13 protein-coding genes and 2 tRNA genes are annotated in these 24,103 nt (G+C 39.2%); 8 read left to right on the top strand and 7 right to left on the bottom strand.

The window, feature by feature from the left end:
- The first annotated feature begins 93 nt into the window (after positions 1-93).
- A complete protein-coding gene (locus DPX34_RS08945; RefSeq protein ID WP_111978070.1) occupies positions 94-4,149 on the top strand; it encodes a hypothetical protein in 4,056 nt (1,351 codons plus the stop codon).
- 77 nt (positions 4,150-4,226) lie between these two features.
- Here DPX34_RS08945 and astB read toward each other — a convergent pair whose 3' ends face one another.
- Positions 4,227-5,555 (bottom strand): N-succinylarginine dihydrolase, encoded by a 1,329-nt coding sequence (astB, locus tag DPX34_RS08940; protein WP_111978069.1) that lies wholly within the window; start codon positions 5,553-5,555, stop codon positions 4,227-4,229.
- Between the two features lie 204 nt (positions 5,556-5,759).
- On the opposite strand from astB, the gene topA reads away from it, so the two are divergent.
- Entirely contained in the window at positions 5,760-8,426 is a 2,667-nt protein-coding gene (gene topA / locus DPX34_RS08935) for a type I DNA topoisomerase (protein ID WP_111978068.1), read from the top strand.
- A gap of 349 nt (positions 8,427-8,775) precedes the next feature.
- On the opposite strand, the gene DPX34_RS08925 is transcribed toward topA, so the two are convergent.
- The 3 genes from DPX34_RS08925 to DPX34_RS08915 all read right to left on the bottom strand — a co-directional run bounded on the left by DPX34_RS08925 (position 8,776) and on the right by DPX34_RS08915 (position 11,646).
- The gene (locus DPX34_RS08925; RefSeq protein WP_111978067.1) at positions 8,776-9,765 is read right to left on the bottom strand and encodes an ion channel; all 990 of its coding nucleotides are present in this window, start codon (positions 9,763-9,765) and stop codon (positions 8,776-8,778) included.
- 62 nt (positions 9,766-9,827) lie between these two features.
- The gene (locus tag DPX34_RS08920) at positions 9,828-11,465 is read right to left on the bottom strand and encodes a response regulator (protein WP_111978066.1); all 1,638 of its coding nucleotides are present in this window, start codon (positions 11,463-11,465) and stop codon (positions 9,828-9,830) included.
- A gap of 96 nt (positions 11,466-11,561) precedes the next feature.
- Positions 11,562-11,646: transfer RNA gene (locus tag DPX34_RS08915), tRNA-Tyr, on the bottom strand.
- Between the two features lie 131 nt (positions 11,647-11,777).
- Here DPX34_RS08915 and DPX34_RS08910 point away from each other — a divergent pair.
- Positions 11,778-12,329, top strand: coding sequence for a VC2046/SO_2500 family protein (locus DPX34_RS08910; RefSeq protein ID WP_111978065.1), 552 nt, complete (start codon positions 11,778-11,780; stop codon positions 12,327-12,329).
- Positions 12,330-12,409: 80 nt separating this feature from the next.
- On the opposite strand, the gene DPX34_RS08905 is transcribed toward DPX34_RS08910, so the two are convergent.
- The 3 genes from DPX34_RS08905 to DPX34_RS08895 form a co-directional block, all read right to left on the bottom strand.
- Entirely contained in the window at positions 12,410-12,883 is a 474-nt protein-coding gene (locus DPX34_RS08905; RefSeq protein ID WP_111978064.1) for a YchJ family protein, read from the bottom strand.
- Positions 12,884-13,085: 202 nt separating this feature from the next.
- Positions 13,086-13,162 (bottom strand) — tRNA-Pro (locus DPX34_RS08900).
- 114 nt (positions 13,163-13,276) lie between these two features.
- Complete coding sequence (locus DPX34_RS08895) at positions 13,277-15,532, bottom strand: putative bifunctional diguanylate cyclase/phosphodiesterase (protein ID WP_111978063.1); 2,256 nt, start codon at positions 15,530-15,532, stop codon at positions 13,277-13,279.
- A gap of 489 nt (positions 15,533-16,021) precedes the next feature.
- Here DPX34_RS08895 and DPX34_RS08890 point away from each other — a divergent pair, with 489 nt between their 5' ends.
- The 5 genes from DPX34_RS08890 to DPX34_RS08870 form a co-directional block, all read left to right on the top strand.
- The gene (locus tag DPX34_RS08890) at positions 16,022-18,289 is read left to right on the top strand and encodes a M1 family metallopeptidase (protein WP_198673661.1); all 2,268 of its coding nucleotides are present in this window, start codon (positions 16,022-16,024) and stop codon (positions 18,287-18,289) included.
- 39 nt (positions 18,290-18,328) lie between these two features.
- The gene (locus DPX34_RS08885) at positions 18,329-18,823 is read left to right on the top strand and encodes a DUF6702 family protein (RefSeq protein WP_111978061.1); all 495 of its coding nucleotides are present in this window, start codon (positions 18,329-18,331) and stop codon (positions 18,821-18,823) included.
- Between the two features lie 224 nt (positions 18,824-19,047).
- Entirely contained in the window at positions 19,048-20,169 is a 1,122-nt protein-coding gene (locus tag DPX34_RS08880) for a phosphoserine transaminase (protein WP_111978060.1), read from the top strand.
- A gap of 120 nt (positions 20,170-20,289) precedes the next feature.
- Positions 20,290-21,459: a 3-phosphoglycerate dehydrogenase family protein gene (locus DPX34_RS08875; protein ID WP_111978059.1), complete on the top strand. Its 1,170-nt coding sequence runs from the start codon at positions 20,290-20,292 to the stop codon at positions 21,457-21,459.
- Between the two features lie 380 nt (positions 21,460-21,839).
- Positions 21,840-24,103, top strand: a 2,264-nt coding sequence (locus tag DPX34_RS08870; protein WP_232824696.1) for a hypothetical protein, incomplete at its 3' end; no start/stop codon positions are given.

The raw sequence follows: 24,103 nt of genomic DNA, 5'->3' as shown, positions 1-24,103 counted from the left end.
ACTGACGTTGTTGTTACAATAACGCGGATTATAATTATAACGATGGAGTGCAACATGCCCAATCTTCGACTTTATTGGTTGGCGTCTATATTCATGCTTTTTTTAACTGCCTGTGGTGGCGGTGGAACATTAGGTGGTGAGGAGTCAGATACCGGCTCTTACAAAATTGAATTAGTGTTAACGGGTGGCGAAGCTAATACAGATAGTGTGCCAAGAACGTCTGCTGATAATCCGCTAATGGCATCGGTTACGTTAACACGTAATAACGCACCATTAATTAATGAGGTGGTTACTTTTACTACATCTGGATTGGGTACGGTTTCTCCCGCATCTGGCACAGCCGCTACCAACAGTACGGGCCTTGCAAGTGTAAACTTATTGCCGGGTACTACAGCCGGCGCGGGTACTTTAACGGCTTCATATACTATTCCTGATGGTGAAACGATAACAACAGATATTAATTTTGAATCTATTATTGTTGATACCGTTGATACGGGGGACTACAGTTTAGAATTACAAATGTTTAATACGGCTGGAGCAGAGTTAACGACTAGTGCTGAGCGTGTTACATCTGAAAGCAATAAAATAACGGTTGTCGCGACTTTAACTGAAGGTGGCGAGCCAGTTGAAAACTCAATAATATCGTTTAGTACTGAATTGACAGGCGCTTTAGTTCCGGCGGCAGGTAATATTGCAACTGATAACGAAGGCAAAGCAACAATTACGCTCAATCCAGGCACACAAGAAGGTGCAGGACGTGTCATTGCAACAATCAGTATCGATGATATTACGTTAAATCAAAATGCTGTATTTACCTCTGTTATTGAAACCGTTAATCAAACTAATGTTGTTGTAACGGCAAAGCTCTATAGTTGTCCAACAACGGGGTGGGTTTTAGCTGATGGTTTTACAAACTGTATTGAAAGTAACAAGGTTTTGGGTGATGAAAAATCATATGTTGAAATTTTAGTTACCGAAAATTTACAGCCTGTTGCTAATGCGGTTGTTAATTTATCTAGTACTGGTGGTAGCGTTACGTTTAGCCCATTTATTGGCGAGTTATTAACAAATACTTCAGGTAAAGCCATATTTGAAGTTACTGGTAATGCAACTAATTCAACTGAAACGTTAACCGCGACTTATGGTTCTATTAATACCAATTTACCTGCTGATGTTAGTCAATTTAGCAAGCGTCTATCTTCTACTCTAAATCGTTGCCCTGCAGCTTGGGTTGCGGCAAATGATCCCACATTATCGACTTGTGTTATTTCAGACAATATTATAGTGGGTGATGCTGAACATTATGTATTAAAAGCGAGCTTAACTAATTTACGTGATTCAATGCCTGCTGCTAATTTCTCTATCGACATTAGTAGCGGTTTGAATAATCAACGCGTTGTGACTAATGCTAGCGGTATTGCATTATTTGAATTAGGTGAACCTGGTGGAGATGAAACATTTACAGTGAGTGTTGATAACATCGTTGGTTTAAATTCGACAATTGATTATGTAGCCGATTTAGGCAATGAACCTGAGGTTTTAACTTTATCACTTAAATTATTCCAAGCCGTTGATGTAGGGGATCCGGTTACTGAAATATCGGATTTGTCAGTTAATGAAAGCCGAAATGGTGTTTTAATCGCTACGTTAGTGAACGGATCTGGTGAGGCTGTGGTTAATCGAGTTATTAATTTTACTACAAGCCTTGGTGAAATATTCCCTGCTAGTGGCACAGCATTAACGAATGATCTAGGTGAAGCGAGGTTAGATATTTCACCGGGTATTGTTAAAGGTGCCGGTACGGCCACTGCCGCTTATCAAGATAAAACTGCTTCCGTTTCTTTTTCTTCACAAGGTGATGAAGCTGTTGATGAGAACCCTGTTGATATTACTTTAACTTTATACGGCTGTACAATTACTGATCCGAGTAATATCCCTGCTACGTGTAGTTCAACTTCAAATATTTCATTAACCAGCCCTGGCAGTTTAGTTATTAAAGTAACCCGAGAAAATTCGACGGAAGCTGTTTCTAATATTTTAGTTTCATCTTCAACTAGCATTGGTACGTTAAGCCCGACAAATGGCACGGTATTAACTAACTCAGATGGGTTAGCGGTATTACGAGTCTTGGCTGGTGAAGGCTCTGGTGCGGGAGCTGTGTCGGTTGCAGCTAATGGTAAAACGCAAAACGCTAATTTTGAAATTGGTGCAGCCCGTATCGCGATGGGTAGAATGGATGGTGCTACTTTTGTAGCTGATCAAATTGATACGGGTCTAGGTGCTAATGAGAAGCTAGCCGTTAACTCAACCGCTATTTTAAAAGTCAGCGTGATTAATCAAGACGATAATGACAATTTATATCAAGATCCAATCACGGTAACCTTTAGCTCATCATGCGCATCTGAAACACCGCCTAGAGCCGTTATTGATAATGAAGTAACTGCTGTAGCAGGTCAAGCTACCGCCGTTTATCGTTCTGATGGTTGCCCTGGCATTGATATAATTTCAGCTTCTGCTTCAGCCGGTTCTGTTTCATTAAATGCGACAGCTCAAATTGATAATGCTGAAGCCGCGACCACATCAATTGAGTTCGAGTCGATTAGTGTTGATGGAGATGCAGGCGCTCGCATTATTACGTTCCCAGGCACTGGCCGTACTGAACAAGCTGATGTCATTTTTAAAGCGCTTGATTCGGGTAATAATCCAGCAGCAGCTGAAAAGCTTTGTTTTGCCTTAACGACGGATGTAGGTGGGATATCGATTAGCCCTTCTTCTGCTTTTACTTTAACAGACGGTACGGCTAAAGTTGTAGTGAAAGGTGGCAGTGTACCAACGCCTGTTCGTGTGATTGCTTCATTAGCTAAATCGGATGGAACATGTGCAGATGACAGCACAGAGACGAGTTTACGAGTTCGCAGTGTGTCGGATATCTTAACGGTTTCAACGGGGCTTGCTGATTCAAACAGTATTACGCTTTCGGTCGAAACGTTAAACCCTGAAGCTTGGAACATAAATAACCAAGAAGACAATGTGACGGTGCGCTTATCTGATCACTATAATAACCCTGTTCCAGATGGTACCGCCGTTACATTTGTAACTGAAGGTGCAGATATTGACCCTTCATGTGTAACGTCAGATGGTGCTTGTTCGGTTGTGTGGACCAGTAGTAACCCTCGACCGGGTGGCGATACTGGCTTAGCGGGTAATAGCTTAGCTAATGGCATCTGTGATACTAATTTTAATGGTTTTGCTGATGCTGGTGAGCCAGCAGCTAACAATAAACCTTGTGTAGTCAATGGCTCTTCTGTGCCGCTTGCGCATCCAAGAGCTGGTCGAGTCACCATTTTAGCGTATGCCGTTGGTGAAGAATCATTTGTTGATTCCAATGGTGATGGTTTTTATACAGGTGCTGAACCGTTTATTGATGCGGATGGTGATCAAGTTTATGATGCCGGTGAATCTTTTACCGATTTAGATGGTAACGGTGTGTATACCGCAAGCGAAAAATTTGATGACCTAGACGAAGCGTTTTTAGATCATAACCTAGATGGCTATTTTTGTGGACGTTTAGATGATTCTACAAATGTGACTGCTGCTCCTGGTGCTGAGACCGATGCTTCTTTATGTCGTTTAGGTGGCGATGATGAAGAATTTGTTGATTACAATAGCAATCAAACATTTGACAAAAAGGACGGTGTTTTCTCAGGTATATTGTGTAGCGAATCAGAACAAGCAAGAGGTGTTTGCTCACGTAACTTAGTCCATATTCGTGATCAAAGCGAGATTGTTATGTCAGGTTCAAGCGCAAGCTTTATTGCTATTCAAAACAATGTGGAAATTAGCTCTGTTGATTTAACAACGGCAACGGGTTCTTCATCAGCTACATTTACGGTTTATATTACTGATGTAAATAATAACCCGATGCCAGCAGGCACAACCGTTACCCTTGAAACGGCTAATGGAGAGTTGGTAGGAGGAACAAGTTACACTTTCCCTAATACGAGTACGGCTAGGCCGATCGGTTTCTCTGTAAGTGTGAAACGCGAAGAAGAGGCAAATGGTGTTGGTAGTGCGCCTTTAACCATTACGGTGACTTCACCAAGTGGTGTTCAGAGTGCTATACAAGTAACCGTTGTAGATAATGGCTAATCATTAACGTAACAATTTGAGATTAAAAACCACGCTATTTAGCGTGGTTTTTTGTTTTTAGGGTGCATGAATTTGGGTTAAGTGTTTAAGCCGAAATACCGGCTTATTGCTTGGTTCGCTTGTTGAATGTGTTGGTATGTTTCAAATGAACTGAGTGTTTGTAAATTTAAATGAGTTGGGTAATATTCGTTAACTAACGCTTTGAGTTGATCTATTTTTTTGTGGGTGAGTAAAAAGTGTGGATTAACAGCGCTGAGTTCGGCCTCACTTAAATTAACTCTTAAACGCAAGCAAGCAGGACCGCCCCCATTTTGCATACTTTGATTAAGGTTCTTGTATAATATTTGCTTAATTTGGGTTTGTTTTTTTTGTAATTGATTCAAATAATACTGAACATCAGTAAACGACTGGCATTCTGTTGGCGCTAACATCGCTGTGTCGCCATTATTTAATTGAATTAGCTGGGTATTAAATAAATAGCTATTAATGGCGCTGTTAAGCGTTACATCGTTATTCTTCACTTCTATCAAATGGAGTTTTTTAGTACTTAATTTAGCCCATTTGCTGTTTATTTCATCAAGTACTTGTTTTGTATTGCAAAATGCTTGCTCATGATAAAAAAGCACATTAAGGTTACCCACTGCGATGACATCATTATGAAAAACGCCTTGATCGATGACATCCGGATTTTGTTGAATAAAAACGGTGTTGTCATCTGATAATTGGTGAATTCGGGCGATGGCCTGACAAGCTTCTAGTGTTTGACGTGCGGGAAATTTATTGGGTTTAGCTAGTTGATTATTTTGGGCTGAACAACCATATACAAATAAGTTTAGGCCGGTTTGATCGTAAGCTTCGGTTAATCTAGTGTGATTAGCGGCGCCTTCATCTGCAAAATAGGCGTGATGGGGTAAATGCGGATGGTGAACAAAATATTTTTCATGATTAAATATTAATTGTAACAACGCTGCCGTATCGTCTGACTCAATAGAGCGATGAAATTGACTGAATAAATTTGCCGGCGTGAAGTGTATTTTATTATCTTTTGCGTCTAGGCTACTGGTTACGGTTGCTGCATTTGCTGTCCACATATTTGACGCAGAGTAACAAGATGCTAGTATTGTCGGCGCAATGGAGTAAGCCTTTTTAAGTTGTTGTGAAACCGAACCGTTAAAGCCGAGTGCATTTAACTGTGCTAAATTGGGTCTGATATGCGGTGGAATAACGCCTTGAGTTAGGCCTAAGTCGAGTAATAATTGCATTTTATCTAGCCCCTGTAACGCCGCTAATTTTGGATTTGAAACGGCCGTTGCATTTTGTTTTGAGGCGATATTACCTAAAGATAAACCTGCATAGTTATGACTTGGGCCAACTAATCCATCAAAGTTTACTTCGACATATTTCATTTTATGACTCGTATTTTATAGAACAAAAAAGCAGGGTATTCGTAAAATTATATACGCTATAAGCCTTTTTTCTAGCGGTATCAAGATCTTAAAATTAGATCTTAAAATTAGAAAAAGCTTGCGAGTGTCCAATTTTGCAGATATACCTAATAAGTATTGAATAAAGCCTTTGGGCTTGAATTATTAAGCAGAAAAATAATACAGATGGGAAAATCTTTAGTTATAGTCGAATCGCCAGCCAAAGCGAAAACGATCAATAAATATCTCGGTAATGACTTTGTCGTTAAATCAAGCGTGGGTCACGTGCGTGATTTGCCCACCTCTAGTAACAATAAAGGTAAAACGGGTTTAACGTTAGCCCAAGCGACTAAAGGCATGTCTCCTGAAGACAAAGCTGAATATAAAAAGCAAAGAGACAAAAAGTCACTTTTTGCGCGTATGGGCATCGACCCTGAAAATGACTGGGATGCTGAATATGCAGTCTTACCCGGTAAAGAAAAAGTGGTTAGCGAATTACAAAAACTAGCTAAAAATGCCGACACTATCTATCTCGCAACGGATTTGGATAGAGAAGGAGAAGCGATTGCATGGCATTTGAAAGAACTCATTGGCGGAGATGATGAGCAATTTAAACGTGTGGTTTTTAATGAAATAACCCAAACTGCGATCCAACAAGCATTCTCTGTCCCGACTGAATTAAATTTACATCGCGTTAATGCACAACAAGCACGCCGTTTTCTTGATCGTGTTGTTGGCTTTATGGTTTCACCATTACTTTGGAAAAAACTCGCTAGAGGTTTATCGGCAGGACGAGTTCAATCTGTTGCTGTTAAGCTTGTTGTTGAGCGTGAACGCGCTGTAAAAGCGTTTGTTCCTGAAGAGTTTTGGGAAGTCACTGCGGATACAACTACTGAGTCGTCGGTTGCGCTTGGTTTAAATGTCGCCAAAGAAAATGGCTCAGCCTTTAGGCCAACGAATAAAGCGGATACTGATATTGCATTAGCTGAACTCAAATCGGCTAAACTTATTGTTGATAAACGTGAAGATAAACCGACTTCAAGTCGCCCGTCTGCGCCTTTCATTACATCAACTCTTCAACAAGCATCGAGTACACGTCTTGGTTTTGGCGTTAAAAAAACCATGATGTTAGCTCAGCGTTTATATGAAGGCGGGCATATCACCTATATGCGTACAGACTCGACTAACTTGAGTTCAGAAGCGGTTGCTTCAGCGCGTACCTATATTGATGATAACTTTGGTAAAGAATACTTCCCTGAAAATCCGATTTCTTACGGCAGTAAAGAAGGCGCACAAGAAGCGCATGAAGCGATCCGTCCTTCTAATGTTAATGTATTATCTGGTCATCTTGAAAGTATGGAACAAGATGCCAAGCGCTTATATGATCTGATTTGGCGACAGTTTGTTGCGTGTCAAATGACACCCGCTAAATATACGAGTTCGACTATCACCGTGAGTGCAAGTCGATTTGAATTAAGAGCTCGTGGTCGTGTATTAGTGTTTGATGGTTGGACTAAAGTGCAACCGCCAGTCTCTAAAAAAGGGGCTGAAGATCAATTATTACCGGATGTAAAAGCGGGTGAAACTTTAGTTTTAGAACAATTAAATCCAAAACAGAATTTTACTAAACCACCTGCGCGTTTTAGTGAAGCGGCTTTAGTTAAAGAGCTTGAGAAACAAGGTATTGGGCGTCCTTCAACTTACGCTTCTATTATATCGACGATACAAGATCGTGGATATGTAAGATTAGATACAAAACGTTTTTATGCTGAAAAAATGGGTGAGATTGTTACTGACCGATTAATGGAAAACTTCGTTGATTTGATGAGTTACGATTTTACTGCCAACATGGAAAAGCGGTTAGATGATATTGCTGAGGGTTCGATGCAGTGGAAAGCATTGTTGAATGAGTTCTATACTGAATTCACGCAACAACTTGAAACGGCTGAAAAAGAACCTGATGAAGGCGGTATGAAAACGAATCAAGCTATTGAAACTGATATTAGCTGTGATAAGTGTGAGCGTCATATGACGGTTCGTACGGCTTCTACCGGTGTATTCTTAGGTTGTAGTGGTTACCAATTACCGCCGAAAGAACGTTGTACTAATACAAAAAATTTAACTCCGGGTGAAGAAGCCGTTGATGCGAATGACGATGAAGCTGAAACCAATGCATTAATGGCTAAAAAACGGTGTGATGTTTGTGGCACAGCCATGGATAGCTACTTAATTGATGAAACGCGTAAATTACATGTTTGCGGTAATTCACCTTTATGCGAAGGCATTGAAGTTGAAAAAGGCACCTTCAAAATTAAAGGTTATGACGGCCCCGTTTTAGAATGTGACAAGTGCGAATCTGAAATGCAGCTTAAGAGTGGCCGTTTTGGTAAATATTTTGGCTGCACTAACGAAGAGTGTAAAAATACTCGTAAGTTATTATCGAATGGTCAACCTGCGCCGCCTAAAGAAGACCCTGTGCAATTACCTGAGTTAGAGTGTGAAAAATCGGATGCCCATTTTGTTCTTCGTGATGGCGCTGCGGGTATCTTTTTAGCTGCCCATACGTTCCCTAAATCTCGTGAGACCAGAGCGCCTAAAGTAGCTGAACTTAAACGCTTCAGAGATCGTATCTCAAGTAAGTTTTATTATTTAGCCGACGGGCCTGAAAAAGATCCTGATGGTAATTTATCGGTTGTGAAGTTTAGCCGTAAAACTAAATCGCAATATATTGCGAGTGAAGTTGATGGCAAAGCAACAGGCTGGAGTGCATTTTATCGTGAAGGTGAGTGGGTAGAAGAAGCTAAACCTAAGCCTAAAAAGCGTGTTGCAAAGAAAAAGAAAGATACTGAGTAGTGGTAATACCAATCCGTAATAATAAGTGCCCACTCAACGAGCGCTTAAATGCGCTTAAATGAAAGAATAGTGGTGCTCTTTTTAGTTCGAGCAACACAGAGTAAGCGCATTTAAAACTCGCCTGAAAGGAATGCCCCAGCGGCTTTTGACCTGCGTTATCGGTATTTGAAAGGGAACAACCATTCCTGTACACCGACGCCTTGTTCAAAAACCGCTGGATGTATTCTGAGAGATCACTTATTTATATGAATTGGTATAATTGACGTGTTGCCCATAAAAAAAGCGAGCTAAATTTAGCTCGCTTTTTTTTATTCTGCCATTTAAAATTGAACGTTTTCTTTGTTTGTTATTATCGAGTCATTTTCTTAACAAAAACCACAACGAAGAGTGCAATAGTAAAACTGCCCACAAAGGCCTCAAAAGCGGCCACCAGTCTGGCTATCCCTAAAGGGGTAATATCACCGTACCCCAGTGTCGTAAAGGTGACTACACTAAAGTAGAGCGCGCTAAAAAAATCATTCAGGTTGGTTAAAAAAGAGTTGGATGGACTAAATCGGATAACTTCACCTGAAAAATTAACCCCGATACTGAAATACAAAAATGCGCAGGTTAAGATTAATACCAGTGAAAATAGAATAACGTTTAATGGCCTTTCACCATAACCGCAAAATAGATCAACGAGCTTAGAAAAAACTCGTCGGCCTGATAGCCTAGGCATGCGCATTCTGCGCATGGTGAGTTCTTTGTGAATGCAATGACCTGCTAATTCAAATAAGCCTTGGTTTTCAGCGGCTTTTCGAACATCACGGTATATCTCTTCTGCTTGTTCAAAGTTATCCCAAGCTACATCCAATTTGCCTTTTTTTTCAGCTGATTGTGCTATTTGCTCTTGTTGTAGTTGTTTGCCCATCTCCATATTATCTATTTTGGCATTATGTAACTTCATGCCAAGGAGATTGGTATTAACTAATTTAGCACAATGTAAATTAGCCTCAGACAAATTGGCTTTCATTAAAGAGCCATCATTTAATTTGATGTTAAATAGGTGGGCACCGCGCAGATTAGCTCGATAAAAATCAGAGCCTGAGAAATCAAACCCGGCTGAGCTGCCGCGATTAACTAAATTGATATCACTTAAATTAGCCCGTTTGAGTTGTAAACCTTGAGTGAGTCCACCTGACTTTGCATAGCGCTCAAGCTTATCAGTTAAGTCCATACCGGTTTTATCAAAGTTGGAGTCATGCCAGAAACAATAACCGTTCCCCATGTCTACTTCTGTACAATAAGAACCATCGGCGCTATGAAATTTACAACTGCCAAATTTTTCGTTTTGATTCATATTAAAAGTTTGGTTGTTTTATTCTATATATTAACTTTACTGTATCTTGGCGAAATTGCGAATTAACAGACTGATTTAGGTGAATATTTTTTAATTTGAGGTTTTAATTTATCGTATTTGTCGTGTTGTTTATTCGGTAATTTAATACCTTCTACAATCCGAGTGGTTTTATGAAGTAACTTAACTAGGTCGTAGTCTTCGTTTTCAAGACTATCGAGTTGTTTAATAATCGATTGTATTAAGTTTAACGCGCCACTGGTATGCATAGGTGCATATTGTAAAGCATCAACAAAAGAATCAATTGATTGCGCGTATTGACCCGCAGTATAAGCTTTAATGCCTTCAGTGTTGTGAACATTGAAAGATTCTCTATTATCTTGAGTTAATTCTTTTCTATGTTCTAGGCAAGAAGCCAAATATGGATCACCCGATTGCAATTTTTCAAGTGGTTCGATTAATTCACCCGCTTGTTCAAAATCGCCTATTTGTAAGAGTAAAGTAAAGGCATCTGGCATCATTTCAACTGGTAGTTCTGAGACAGTATCGCCATATTGTTTAACGACATTGTAAAAATGCTTTTTGGCAATAAAGTGATGACCGGTAAGCGCTTCTATCCGCGCATTGCATAAGGTAGCAAAATCATCATATTTAAAATTATTTCGAATAGCATCTTCATTTTTGCAACGTTGTATCGCTAATGACGCTTCTTGCTGGCAGCGGTTACTTGAGTTTTTATCTTCGGCGAACTCGGATGCATCCACTGCAGAACGAACATAATTTAAAACGTGTTGTTGTTTTTGATTAAATGCGCGTCGACTTAAATCTAAAATTGTTTTAGTACAATTTTTTATTACATCGTATTGCGAACATTGCCTCGCCATATCGGCTAAAAAGTATTGGCGTTTAATCGAATAAGGTGAAAGTTCACAAGCTTTAGTCACGGTGTCAAAGGCGAGTTTGGTTTTTTCTTGTTTATTATAGGCTTTAGCCAAAATATCGTACGCTTCAACATGCAGAGGTGATTCGAGGGTGACTTCATTGATGAGCTCTATTGTTTTATCATATTTCTTTTGAAAATAATAAACATGTGCTAATTGTAAAATACACCAAGTTAATCGTTTATTTTTAAGAGATGCCGTTAATATTTTTTCAGCGTCATTATATTGCTTATTTTTGCATAAAAGCTCGCTGAGTAAACGAATGCCGTAATTTTGATAACGAGAACCTATTTCGAGCAAACGACGTGATTCTGTAATCGCTTGGGTTAAATTATTTTCTTGCAGAGCGATAAAGATATCGCGATGAAATACTTTTTTAGTGTAGGACTTTTCTAAGCGTTTTTTTAATAGGTTTTGTGAGAAGGGTTTCATTAAATAATCATCTGGCTGATTTTCTAATGCGCCCAAAACCATAGGCCGATGGCTTTCACCCGTAACGATTAAAAATAAACTATCGGGTTTCATTAATTTTCGGCATTTTATTTCTTCTAATAACTGCCGTCCATTTTTACCGGTTGCCCCTAAATTATAATCAATAAAAAAGAAATCAAACTCGTTATTTTTACAAGCGCTTATTGCTGACTCACCAGAAGATACCAAAGTAACAAAGCGTGCGCCTAGACTAAGCAAAATGCCTTTAAGCATCAATTGGAATGGACGTTGATCATCAACAACTAAGATTTTTTTATCAGCTAAATGCAAGCAAAAATATCCGTGGTAATGTTTTTTAGATTGGTATTAGTATCGAATTGAAAGCAGGTATTAGCAAGTTAATACTTGCTAATACCTCTAAAGAAGTGGTGGAGGGAGCTGGATTCGAACCAGCGAAGGCGGAGCCGTCAGATTTACAGTCTGATCCCTTTGGCCACTCGGGAACCCCTCCACAAGTGCCGCGCATAATATCAAATTTTCTGGCAGTGTAAAGAGCTAATATCAAATAAATTAAAGTTTTTTGCAATTTAAGCGATATATTAATCAATATAAGTGATTTTGTTGTTAAGGCCGTCTAAATTGATGAAAAATAATACAATTGTTCATGAGTTGCACTTAGGATCAAAATTAAACACTTCACTTAAACAGAGTGACCGAGCTGATTTTAGATTATTAATGACATTATTAACTGAGCAGGCTCAAGAGTTTGCTCAGTTTCAATTAGACAAAGAAAGCATCGATCAAGAAGCACGTGATGAACTTGCCCTTAAACGCGAGTTAGGTATACAACCCACTCATCGTTTACAGGCAGATAATGGTTATTATGAAAAGGTGGGTCAAATAAGCCAAGGTTTGCATTTTGGCGGGCAAACATCAATGAATCTAGCTCGCTGCATGGTAAACGATGCGCTTAGTCAATTTAACGATGCCAAAAAAATAGAAGATAATGTTATTGATAATTGTTCGATGCACACCAGAAGACGGCTAGATATCTTAGCCAGTGAAACAATAAAAGAAACAACAAAAGAAATAACGAAAGAAACAATGAGTGAAACAGATGATTTTGATATCACTCAACCGGATATCTCTCAGCTAGGCGAGATCGCTGAACGTTCACGCGCTTTACTGTTTTAATTTGGCCTTAATGCGGCTCAAACTAAGTAATTGTTAGCTTTCTCTCACCACATTCCTTTTTCAATATTTCTTTTTCAATGTTACAGACAACACTTCTTATATTTTTTACCCGATTGGCATAAACAAAGATCATTACGATTTAACTTTATTGGCATTGAATTGGTTTCAACTTCGCCGGTCACGTAATACCAAAGTGATGCTTGTTTAACAAATTCTGATTTTTCTTTTATCCAATGAAATGTGTTATCGGGTGTTTGATACCAAGCTTGAAAAGTGACATAACCTTTATCGTCATTTTTTTGTTCATTGTGTGTATCGATAATAGTTAAAGCGATAAATTTTACGCTATCGGCAAACGATTTAATTTCACTTAACTCATTTTTGTTACGCTTGCTTTCTATCAAGGTGTCATGAATAAAAGAGTAATTTTTTACTGCATAAGCAGAGAAGCGTGATCGCATTAATTCTGATGGCAAATGCACGTGCGCATGATTTAAATGAGCAAGCTCACAACATTGAGAGAAGGGTAGTTGGCTATTACATGGGCAATACATACACGATATATCCTGTAAAATAAATGCGGTTATGCCACATTGGTCGGATCGTTAAATTGAGTTTGTCACTCAGGACTTTTTATTTGCCGTGCCTATCAGTTTTGTTAGTATTTGAGCGCACAAGCCAAATGGTTATTTTAATGAACTAACGAGTGATGTCGAGTAAAAATAAGAATGGAACTAACAAGGTGTAAAAAGAGAATGGTCGGATTGGAGAGATTCGAACTCTCGACCCCCGGCACCCCATGCCGGTGCGCTACCAAGCTGCGCTACAATCCGATAAGCGCATCATAATAAAACACACGTGTAATGCAAGCTAAACCTTTAATAAATAGAAAAAAACAACAGAAAACTACGTAACTGGTTGTTTTTTATTCACTGATTACATACTGATTACTCACCCATAATAGAGGGGGCAAAATTTCCGTGCATGCTAAGTAAAAATTTAGTGAACTCTTCACCTGGTATCGGTTTACTAAAGAAAAATCCTTGTGCTATTTGGCAGCCATGACTGGCTAAAAATTCGAGTTGCTGAATATTTTCTATCCCTTCCGCGACAATTTTAAGATCCATATTTTGCGCTAAATTAATAATGGTTTTAACAAGATTAACATCATCAATATCATCTGGAATGTTTTTAATAAAAGAACGATCTATTTTTAGAGTATTTACTGGAAAATGCTTTAAGTATGACAGGCTTGAATAACCAACCCCAAAATCATCAATACTTAATGAAAAGCCTTTTTCACGAATTAAGCGCATAAATTCTTTAGACGCGTCGATATTTTCTATAAAGACTTGTTCGGTTAACTCTAGCTCGATATCCGTTGCAGAGAGTTGATTTTTAACTTGAGCATGAATAACTTGTTCAATTAATTCAGGTTGTTGCAATTGTCGACCCGATAAATTGATCGCTATACTTAAATTATCAAAACCGAGTTTGTGCCAGCGAGCTAATTGTTGACAGGCTTCATCTAAAACCCATTCACCAATTTGTACTATTAAGCCGGTATCTTCTGCTATCGGAATAAATTTATCGGGTGGAATTAAACCTAATTCTGGATCGATCCAGCGAATGAGGGCTTCAGCACCAATACACTTACCGTTGTGTACATCGACCTTAGGTTGGTAATACAGAATAAACTCTTGACGTTCAATCGCTTTACGCAGCTTTTTGAGTAGCTCTAAACGTTCGGTAATATCTTCACTGGCATGCGGATCATAGTATTCAATGCAGTTTTTACCTTTTATTTTAGCTTGATTTAAGGCTGAATCAGCATTACGGTATAAATCGGTATAACACATACTGTGTTCATCTATAACCGCTATTCCCATCGAGCCTGATAAATACAGTTCATATCCATCAAGTACAAAGCGAGAATCAACGCCTTTTAATATTCTATTTGCATAGACTTCAATGGCATCATCGCTGATCAGTCCATCTAAGTAAACGGCAAATTCATCGCCGCCTACGCGGGCTAAAAAGCTATTATCCTTCGGTAATAGATGATTAATTCTTTGTGCAACTTTTAAGATTAATTTATCACCCGTGTTATGCCCGAGCACGTTATTCACTTCTCTGAAATTATCCAGATCGAGTAATATTAAAACACGTTTAATTTTATTGACTTCTTGATCGTTAGAGTCAGCATTTTGGGACAGCGACTGAGTAATATGCCTTTCGATTGCGCTGCGATTAAACAATTTAGTTAAGTTGTCGTACTCAACCATAAAAGCCAGCGACTCTTCTACTTTTACCCGCTCTGTGATTTCTTTTTGCAGTTCGATATTGGTTTGGATTACCTGTTTAGCTTGGTGTCGGCTTTTTGTTAATAAATAAGTCACAAAGCTCACTAAAAACGAAATTAAAATACCGCCAAATAAAATAGTCTGTGATGTTTTACGTTTGAGTTGGTTTAATTTGTATTCGGTTGGCCAAATATTAATTTGCCATTCATGTTGAAAAATAGTCACTGTGGCCGATTTTAGATGTGCTGCTTTATCGGGCTTAGAGCCATAAAATTGCAGTATTTCATGTTCAGTTTTTGTGTTAATAATATTGAGCTGATACCCATCATCAATGGTATTACGGACTATTTTAAGTAGAAATTTTTCCGGGTCGATTACGCTATCGATAAAACCTTGATTTTGATTATGTATACCGATAGGCGTAATCAAGTGTAAATAATCTTCATTATGCTTAATTGGAAAATTGCTTGATGTTTGCTTACCGTATAAACGGCTTGCATCCAATGTCATTGCTATTTCGGGGTATTGTTTCAAATCAATCCCTAAGTAATGTTCGTTGGTTTGGAAAGGTTCGACCCATTTAATGACATTATTTGGGTTTATCCATAAAATCGTTTTTACAAATTTTTGAGAGTTTGTTATTTGTAAAACTTGTGTATTCCAGCTGTCGGCGGTGGGGCGACCAAAGTTAAGCCATTGTGTTGCAAGCCAGTTGTAAGTAAATACTTGGCCTGTGATTGATTGCTTGATAGCACGCTCAACTTTATGCGTTTGCAACGCTAAGCTTTGATCAATTAAATCAGCCTCTTCAACACTAAATTGTTGATGTGTAAAAACGGTTATTGAGAGCCCAACAACAAAACATATAATAGTGAGTTGAAATTTAAATAAAAATTGCATGAATTATTATCAAATGACCTTATCTAAATTAAATACCGCAGTATCATAAGTTATGAATCGTATTACCACACATTATCTCCAATTAAGGCATAAAGCCTAATTAACTATATCATGTGTGGCAAGCTCTGCCAGTTATGTCATGGTCTTTTTACAATAAAACCCGCATTGAATTAACACTTTATTAATAAATAAAACATAACCGCGAGTATTATTGTGTAAAAAACAAACAGATTTAATGTTTGTTGTTACATAAAAGATATTAAAAAGTTAATTCTTTGTCGGTTCAGGTTTTTATTCAACTCGTTTGATTGTATCATTTACTTAGAAATAGATAAGGCAATCAACAACCTAATGGTTATAAAGTGTTGTTATGTTATTTAAACACTGTTTTACCAATCTAGGTTAGTGAATTGTTGATTAACAAATTGAGGGATAAGTATGCGTAAATACATAAACACATTGGTGAGTGTGTTTTGTCTAAGTATGATAATGAATCAAACTTGGGCTATGGATAACGGACCCGAAAAATTTGCTCAATTAGATTATCTATTACGCTCGCCGAATGAAAGTAGACTTGCTAGTGGTGCCCCAGGGCCACAATATTGGCAACAACGTGCTGATTATCGAATCAAAATTAAACTGGATGATCAAAAACAACGTATTCAAGGTTATGAAACTATCACTTACCACAACTTATCACCACATAACTTAAAGTATATTTGGCTTCAGTTAGATCAAAACCGTTTCAAACCTAATTCAGATGATATGTTGACTAAAACGGCGCCTAATTTTGACAAATTTCCTTATAAATCACTTTCTGTTTTATTGGCCCGACACGATTTTTTAGGCGGCTATGATATTACTGAAGTCTCAAATAAAGCAGGTCAATTAGAATACACCCTTAATAAAACGCTGATGCGAATCGAATTGCCTAAGCCGTTACAGCCTTTTGAAACGTTCTCATTTAATATTGGTTGGCAACATAATATCAATGATGCCACGTTGTGGGGGCGAGGTGGTTATGAATATTTTAAAAAAGAAGATAATTATATCTATGAAATTGCGCAGTTTTACCCACGTGTTGTCGCTTATACCGATTATGATGGGTGGCATAATAAACAATTTTTAGGCAATGGCGAGTTCACTCTTGAACTCGGAGATTACCATGTTGAGATCACCGTACCCAGCGATCATATTGTTGCCGCGACGGGTGAATTACAGAATGTACGGCAGGTTTTAACTAAAAAACAATTAAAACGTTTTGTACAAGCTAAAAAAGCTAAAAAGCCTATTTTTATTGTAACCCCAGATGAAGCGTTACAAAATCAAACTAAAAAAAGTAAACAACAAAAAACATGGATTTTTAACGCGACTAATGTGCGTGATTTTGCTTGGGCAAGTTCACGAAAATTTATCTGGGACGGCATGGGGGTTAAAAGTGGTAAAGACACCGTATTAGCGATGTCTTTTTATCCAAATGAAGCGGAGCCGCTGTGGAGCCAATATTCAACGCACGCAATTGCGCATACGATTGATGTATTTTCTCGTTATACATTCGATTATCCGTATCCTGTCGCAATCTCGGTAAATGGTGCGGTTGGTGGCATGGAATACCCAATGATTAGTTTTAACAAACCACGACCCTACGCTGACAAAACTTATTGGGATGTTAAACAACCTAAAATGCATGATACATGGGCTCGAAGTAAATACGGTTTAATTTCGGTGATTATTCATGAAGTTGGACATAATTATTTTCCGATGATCATTAATTCAGATGAACGGCAATGGACTTGGATGGATGAAGGGCTTACTACCTTTTTGCAGTTTGTTGCTGAGCAAGAATGGGAACCCAATTATCCTTCACGTCGCGGCGAACCTAAAAAAATAACTCACTACATGTCGAGCAGTCGAGTTACTCCAATTATGACGAATTCAGAATCAATTTATCAATTTGGAAATAACGCCTACGGTAAACCCGCAACGGCACTTAACATATTACGCGAGAGTATTTTAGGTCGAGAACTGTTTGATTATGCATTTCGTGAGTATGCCGAGCGATGGAAGTTTAAACGTCCAACGCCAGCTGATTTTTTCAGAACAATGGAAGATGCATCTGGAGTTGATCTCGATTGGTTTTGGCGTGGATGGTTTTACAGCACAGATCATGTTGATATCGCTATTGAAAGTGTTAGTGAATATACCTTAAATACGCAGCAACCTGACATTGAGCAAGGCCGAGCAAGAGCCACAAAAGCCGAATCAGCCAAAACACGCAGCCAATTAAATAATGTTGATAACAAAATGCGGGTGGATGCGTTCCCTGAACTCAAAGATTTTTATACCGAATTTGATGAGTTTGCGGTCACCCCTTATGATTATGCGCAATATGAATCATTAATTAAAAGTTTAGAAGATAAAGAACGTGTTTTATTAAATATTGAAAAGCACTTTTATGCCGTTGATTTTAAAAATATCGGTGGTTTAGTGATGCCATTACCGTTAAAAATAACTTACCAAGATCAGCAAGTTGAGTCATATATGATCCCCGCTGAAATTTGGCGTTATGATGCCAGCAAAGTCACTAAATTATTCATAACGGATCAGCCCATCATTAGTATCGAATTTGATCCACATCTAGAAACCGCTGATACCGATGTGAGTAATAATGCATGGCCACATAAAGTGACTAAACACAAATTTGAATTATTTAAATATTCGAATCAACCTAATCATATGCAACGTATTGAAAAATAAATAACGAATTATATGCGCATCATGAATAAAGGCGGTTAAGTGAAAAAAATAAAGATTGGTTTAATGTGTTTGTTGATGGGCTTAACTTACATCGTAAAAGCGCATCCGCAACATGCTAGTTATGCTGAAATCTCGTTTAGTGATGATAATAAACATATACAAGTGGCACTGAGAGTCATCCCCGAAGATATAGAAAACGCAATTAGCCAACTTGAACAACAAACTTTTGTTTTAAAAGGCGATGAAACAACGGATACATATTTGCTTAATTACCTTAAACAATCTTTTTTATTAACCAATGAATACAAACAAAAACTGGCATTAAGCTGGTTAGGTAAAGAAGTTAAATACGAAGGCGCGTGGCTGTACTTTACGGCGGCGTTAAAAGATGCCAGTACGGTTTATCTACAAAATAATGTATTAATACGCTGGCAGCCCGCTTATATCAATCATGTCAAATTAATACATGCTGCAGATCATTCACTGGTCTTTACACGTAAAAAACTGAAACAAAAAATTTGGCCATTGCCCTGATTTATAGCGACGTGCTTATTGAGCATTTAAATAAATTAAGGCAATATCTGTCATCAAATTTTAACTATTAAATAACCAAGCTCGAACACTTAAAACAGCATAGTGTGTTAATGTTTTTCTCACTTATATTTATATACAAGTTTTGTTTGAGTGATCTATTTATTCTCTTATTTAAAAGCTAGCTAAGCTCATGACACTACATGAGCTTAATAAAAGGAAATATAATGAAACCAAGTGTTAAACCGGCTAATCCGAATTTTTCTTCTGGCCCTTGTACCAAACGCCCCGGTTATGATTTATCGGCATTAAGCACTTTAAGCTTAGGTCGCTCACATCGTAGTTCAATTGGTAAGCAACAATTGAAATTGGCAATTGATGAAACGATCCGCCTGCTTAACTTACCTGAAGGTTATAAAGTTGGCATTGTGCCTGGTTCAGATACTGGTGCGATGGAGATGGCAATGTGGTCTTTGCTTGGTCCGCGTGGCGTTGATATTTTTGCTTGGGAATCATTTGGTTCAGGTTGGGCAACCGATGTAGTCAAACAATTAAAATTAGATGATGTTAATAGCTACACTGGTGAATATGGTGAGTTGCCTGATTTTAGTCAAGCCGACCCGCAAAACGATACTATTTTCACTTGGAATGGTACAACGTCTGGCGTTAAAGTAGAAAATGCTGACTGGATCAGTGCTGATCGTGAAGGTTTAACCATTTGTGATGCAACGAGTGCCGTATTTGCGATGGATATGGAGTGGGATAAAATTGATGTAGCGACGTTTAGTTGGCAAAAAGTTTTAGGTGGCGAAGGTGCTCACGGTGTTTTAATTTTAAGTCCAAGAGCAGTAGAGCGTTTAGAATCTTATACGCCGGCTTGGCCAATGCCTAAAATATTTCGTTTAACAAAAGGCGGAAAATTAATAGACGGTATTTTTAAAGGTGAAACAATTAATACACCTTCAATGTTATGCGTAGAAGATTATTTAGATGCATTAGCTTGGGTTGATAAAATAGGTGGTTTAACGGCGGCGGTTGAAAAAAGTGCTGCAAATTTAGCGGTTTTTAATCAATTTGTAGCTGACAATGATTGGATTGACTTTTTAGCGAAACGTCCTGAAATTTGTTCAAATACCAGTGTTTGTTTTGTTTTAAAAGCCGAAGCGGCTCAAGTTAAAGCGATGATTAAATTACTTGATACCGAGCAAGTTGCCTTTGATATTGGCGCTTATCGCGATGCGCCGGCAGGCTTACGCGTTTGGTGTGGTGCTACGGTTGAGCAAGCGGATATTGAAGCGTTATTACCTTGGTTAACTTGGGCTTATAACGAAGTTGTAAACGCAGCATAATAAAATAAAAACGGGAATTTATTTCCCGTTTTTTTATACCTTAATAAAAAGTATTCAATTATAAAACAACAAGTAAAAATTCATTATAAAAAATAATAAAAGTCGTAAGGATTAGCACTAATGAAAACAATAAAAACCTATAACAACATATCAGAACGCGGTTTAGCCCATTTCCCAAAAGAAACGTATACCGTCGCTGCAGATATTGAATCACCTGATGCCATATTATTAAGAAGTCATAAATTACATAACGAGGTATTGCCTGATTCGGTTTTAGCTATTGCCAGAGCCGGTGCGGGTGTTAATAATATTCCTGTTGGTGATTATACCCCTCAGGGGATTGTTGTGTTTAATACCCCTGGCGCAAATGCAAATGCAGTCAAAGAGCTTGTTCTTGCTAGTTTGCTGTTAAGTTCACGAGGTATTACCCAGAGCATGCGTTATGTAGACTCATTAGAAAACGAGAAAGATGCCGCGTTATTGCATAAAAAAGTTGAAGCCGGTAAAAAACAATATGGTGGATGTGAATTAGAAGGTAAAACATTAGGTGTTGTCGGCTTAGGTGCCATTGGGGCAAAAGTCGCTAATTTAGCCTTGGAACTCGGAATGAAAGTTATTGGTTTTGATCCAAAGTTAAGCGTAGAAGCCGCTTGGCGTTTATCAAGCCAAGTTAAAAAAGCGGATAATTTAAACTCTCTATTAGCTAACTCTGATTACATCACATTACATGTTCCTGTTGTTGATTCAACGTTTGAATTTTTGAATGATGAGACATTTGCGTTAATGAAACCGGGCGCAAACTTAATCAATTTAGCTCGTGGCGAATTAGTCAAAGAGTCCTCTGTTATAAAGGCATTAGATTCGGGGCAATTAAAGACCTATGTTGCTGATTTTCCAAGTGAGGCATTAATCAAACACGATAGCGCTATTTTATTCCCGCATTTGGGCGCAAGCACTAAAGAAGCTGAAGAAAATTGCGCAATTATGGGCGCTCAACAACTCGTTGATTTTCTTGAAAACGGTAATATTATTAATTCGGTTAACTTTCCGACGATCACGATGGAACGCACAACAGGCTACCGTATCACTTTTGCTAATGATAACGTCCCTAAAGTGTTAGGCACGGTACTGAATGTGTTATCCGACTTAAATATCAACGTTTTGGATTTAGTTAACAAGAGCCGAGACGACATTGCTTATACCATTTTAGATATTGAGCAAGAGCCTACCGAAGCGTTATTAAATGCAGTCTCGAATGTTGAACATGTGTTTCACGTTAGGCATGTTTAATTAAATTTTATATTATGACTTAGCTGTGAATTCTGAGCAAAAATACCCAATCTATTTGGGTATTTTTTACCTTTTAACGCCCAATAAAACAATGAATACAAAACTAACCGCTTAACTATATTCATCCTCACATATTTTACATTTTTATTCACAACGCCTTATTCTCGATAAACTACACTTTGATCCAACCCTGTTATCTTTTTACTGCGTCACAAAAAACAGCTTTAATTGTATTTAAATTAGGCTGCAGTTGGTTGTTATTTAATATCGCTGCTATAGTTTTTGAATGGTTTATTGATTCAATTATTATTAATTTATTTATCGTATTTCGTCTCACTTTGGGTGTTGACTAAATGACGATGAAAAAATAGGAAATTGGCATGGCAAGCTCAAATGGCAGTGGTAAATCAAAGAAAAAAATATCAACTAAAATTGAACAATTAGAAGATAGAATCGCTCCTGGTGGGATAGCTGGGATCGCGGGTGATTTAGGCGTGGGAGACACTACATCTCCACCAGAAGACAGTGAGCCACCGACTAATGAAGCTCTGCCACCAGAAAGCAATGATCTATCTGGAAACGAGCCACCACCGCCGCCACCAGGAGGTGAATTAAGTGGCGCTGAAACATTACCGCCGTTAGATGGCGGTGAGCAGCCATCAGAAGAATTAGGTGATGAACCACCGCTGCCACCGGAAACTGAAGACCTCACAGTACAGCCTGAGAATGGTGAATTAAGCGGTGCTAATACATTACCCCCATTAGATGCTAATGAACCGCCTCCACCACCACCGTCAGAAGGTGATGAACCGCCACCGTCTCCACCTGGAGGTGAATTAAGTGGCGCTGAAACATTACCGCCGTTAGATGGCGGTGAGCAGCCATCAGAAGAATTAGCTGATGAACCTCCGATACCTCTGGAAGGTGACGAACCGCCTCCGCCACCTCCAGAAGGTGAATTAAGTGGAGCAGAGACATTGCCGTCATTGGACGGTAATGAGCCACCACCGTCACCAGAGGGGGTTGTAATTGGTGGCGATGAAACGCCTCCCGCACCAGCGTTTGAAATAGAGAACAATGAACTTTCAGAAGATAATAATGATTCTGGCAGTGTGGAATACGAAGATGGCCGAGTTGAGACTTGGGCAGCTGATGGTTCGGGTAGCATGACTTATCCTGATGGTGCTAGTGAGACTTGGGCAGCTGATGGTTCGGGAAGTTACACGGATGCGGATGGTGGCCATGGCGAATGGGATGGTCAAGGTAATGGTACTTATACGAGTGCAGATGGTACGGTCTCGACGCAAAGTGCAGACGGCTCTTACAGTACGGTTTATCCTGATGGAACTACCGAAACCTACAGTGCGGATGGTACTTATACTGTAACTGATGCGGATGGCAATACCGTCAACCCAGATGGTTCAATCTCGGCAACGGATGATTACGGCAATACGATCACGACTCATCCTGATGGTATGGTCGAGACGCAATACGCAGATGGGTCAAGTGATTCATTTAAAGCGGATGGGTCTTATGAATACCATGGTGCGGATGGAACCGAGTATCAATACAATGCCGATGGCAGTGGTGGTTACTCGTATCCGGATGGCTCTAATGCGAATTGGGATGCGCAGGGTAATGGCAATTATTACAATGCTGACGGTTCTAATGGTTGGTGGGATTCGCAAGGCAATGGCGCTTATAATAATGCTGATGGCAGTTATGGTTATTACAGCGCGGATGGCAGTTATGGCTACGGCGATGCTGAAGGCAATGGTGCTTATTATAATGCAGATGGTTCGAGTGGCGTGTGGGCGGCTGATGGTTCGGGAAGTTACACGGATGCGGATGGTGGCCATGGTGAATGGGATGGTCAAGGTAATGGTACTTATACGAGTGCAGATGGTACGGTCTCGACGCAAAGTGCAGACGGCTCTTACAGTACTGTTTATCCTGATGGCACCACCGAAACCTACAGTGCGGATGGCACTTATACGGTAACTGATGCGGATGGCAATACCGTCAACCCAGATGGTTCAATCTCGGCAACAGATGATTACGGCAATACGATCACGACTCATCCTGATGGTATGGTCGAAACACAATACGCAGATGGGTCAAGTGATTCATTTAAAGCGGATGGGTCTTATGAATACCATGGCGCGGATGGAACCGAGTATCAATACAATGCCGATGGAAGTGGTGGTTACTCGTATCCGGATGGCTCTAATGCGAATTGGGATGCGCAGGGTAATGGCAGTTATTCCAATGCTGACGGTTCTAATGGTTGGTGGGATTCACAAGGCAATGGCGCTTATAATAATGCTGATGGTAGTTATGGTTATTACAACGCTGATGGCAGTTATGGCTACGGCGATGCTGAAGGCTATGGTGCTTATTATAATGCAGATGGTTCGAGTGGTGAGTGGGCGGCTGATGGTTCGGGAAGTTACACGGATGCGGATGGCGGCCATGGTGAATGGGATGGCCAAGGTAATGGTACTTATACGAGTGCAGATGGTACGGTCTCGACGCAAAGTGCAGACGGCTCTTACAGTATTGCTTATCCGGATGGCACCATCGAAACCTACAGTGCGGATGGCACTTATACGGTAACTGATGCGGATGGCAATACCGTCAACCC

The organism is Algibacillus agarilyticus (assembly GCF_003286125.1).
In the GTDB taxonomy this organism is placed as follows: domain Bacteria; phylum Pseudomonadota; class Gammaproteobacteria; order Enterobacterales; family Alteromonadaceae; genus Algibacillus; species Algibacillus agarilyticus.
This window is presented reverse-complemented; position numbering and strand designations above follow the sequence as displayed.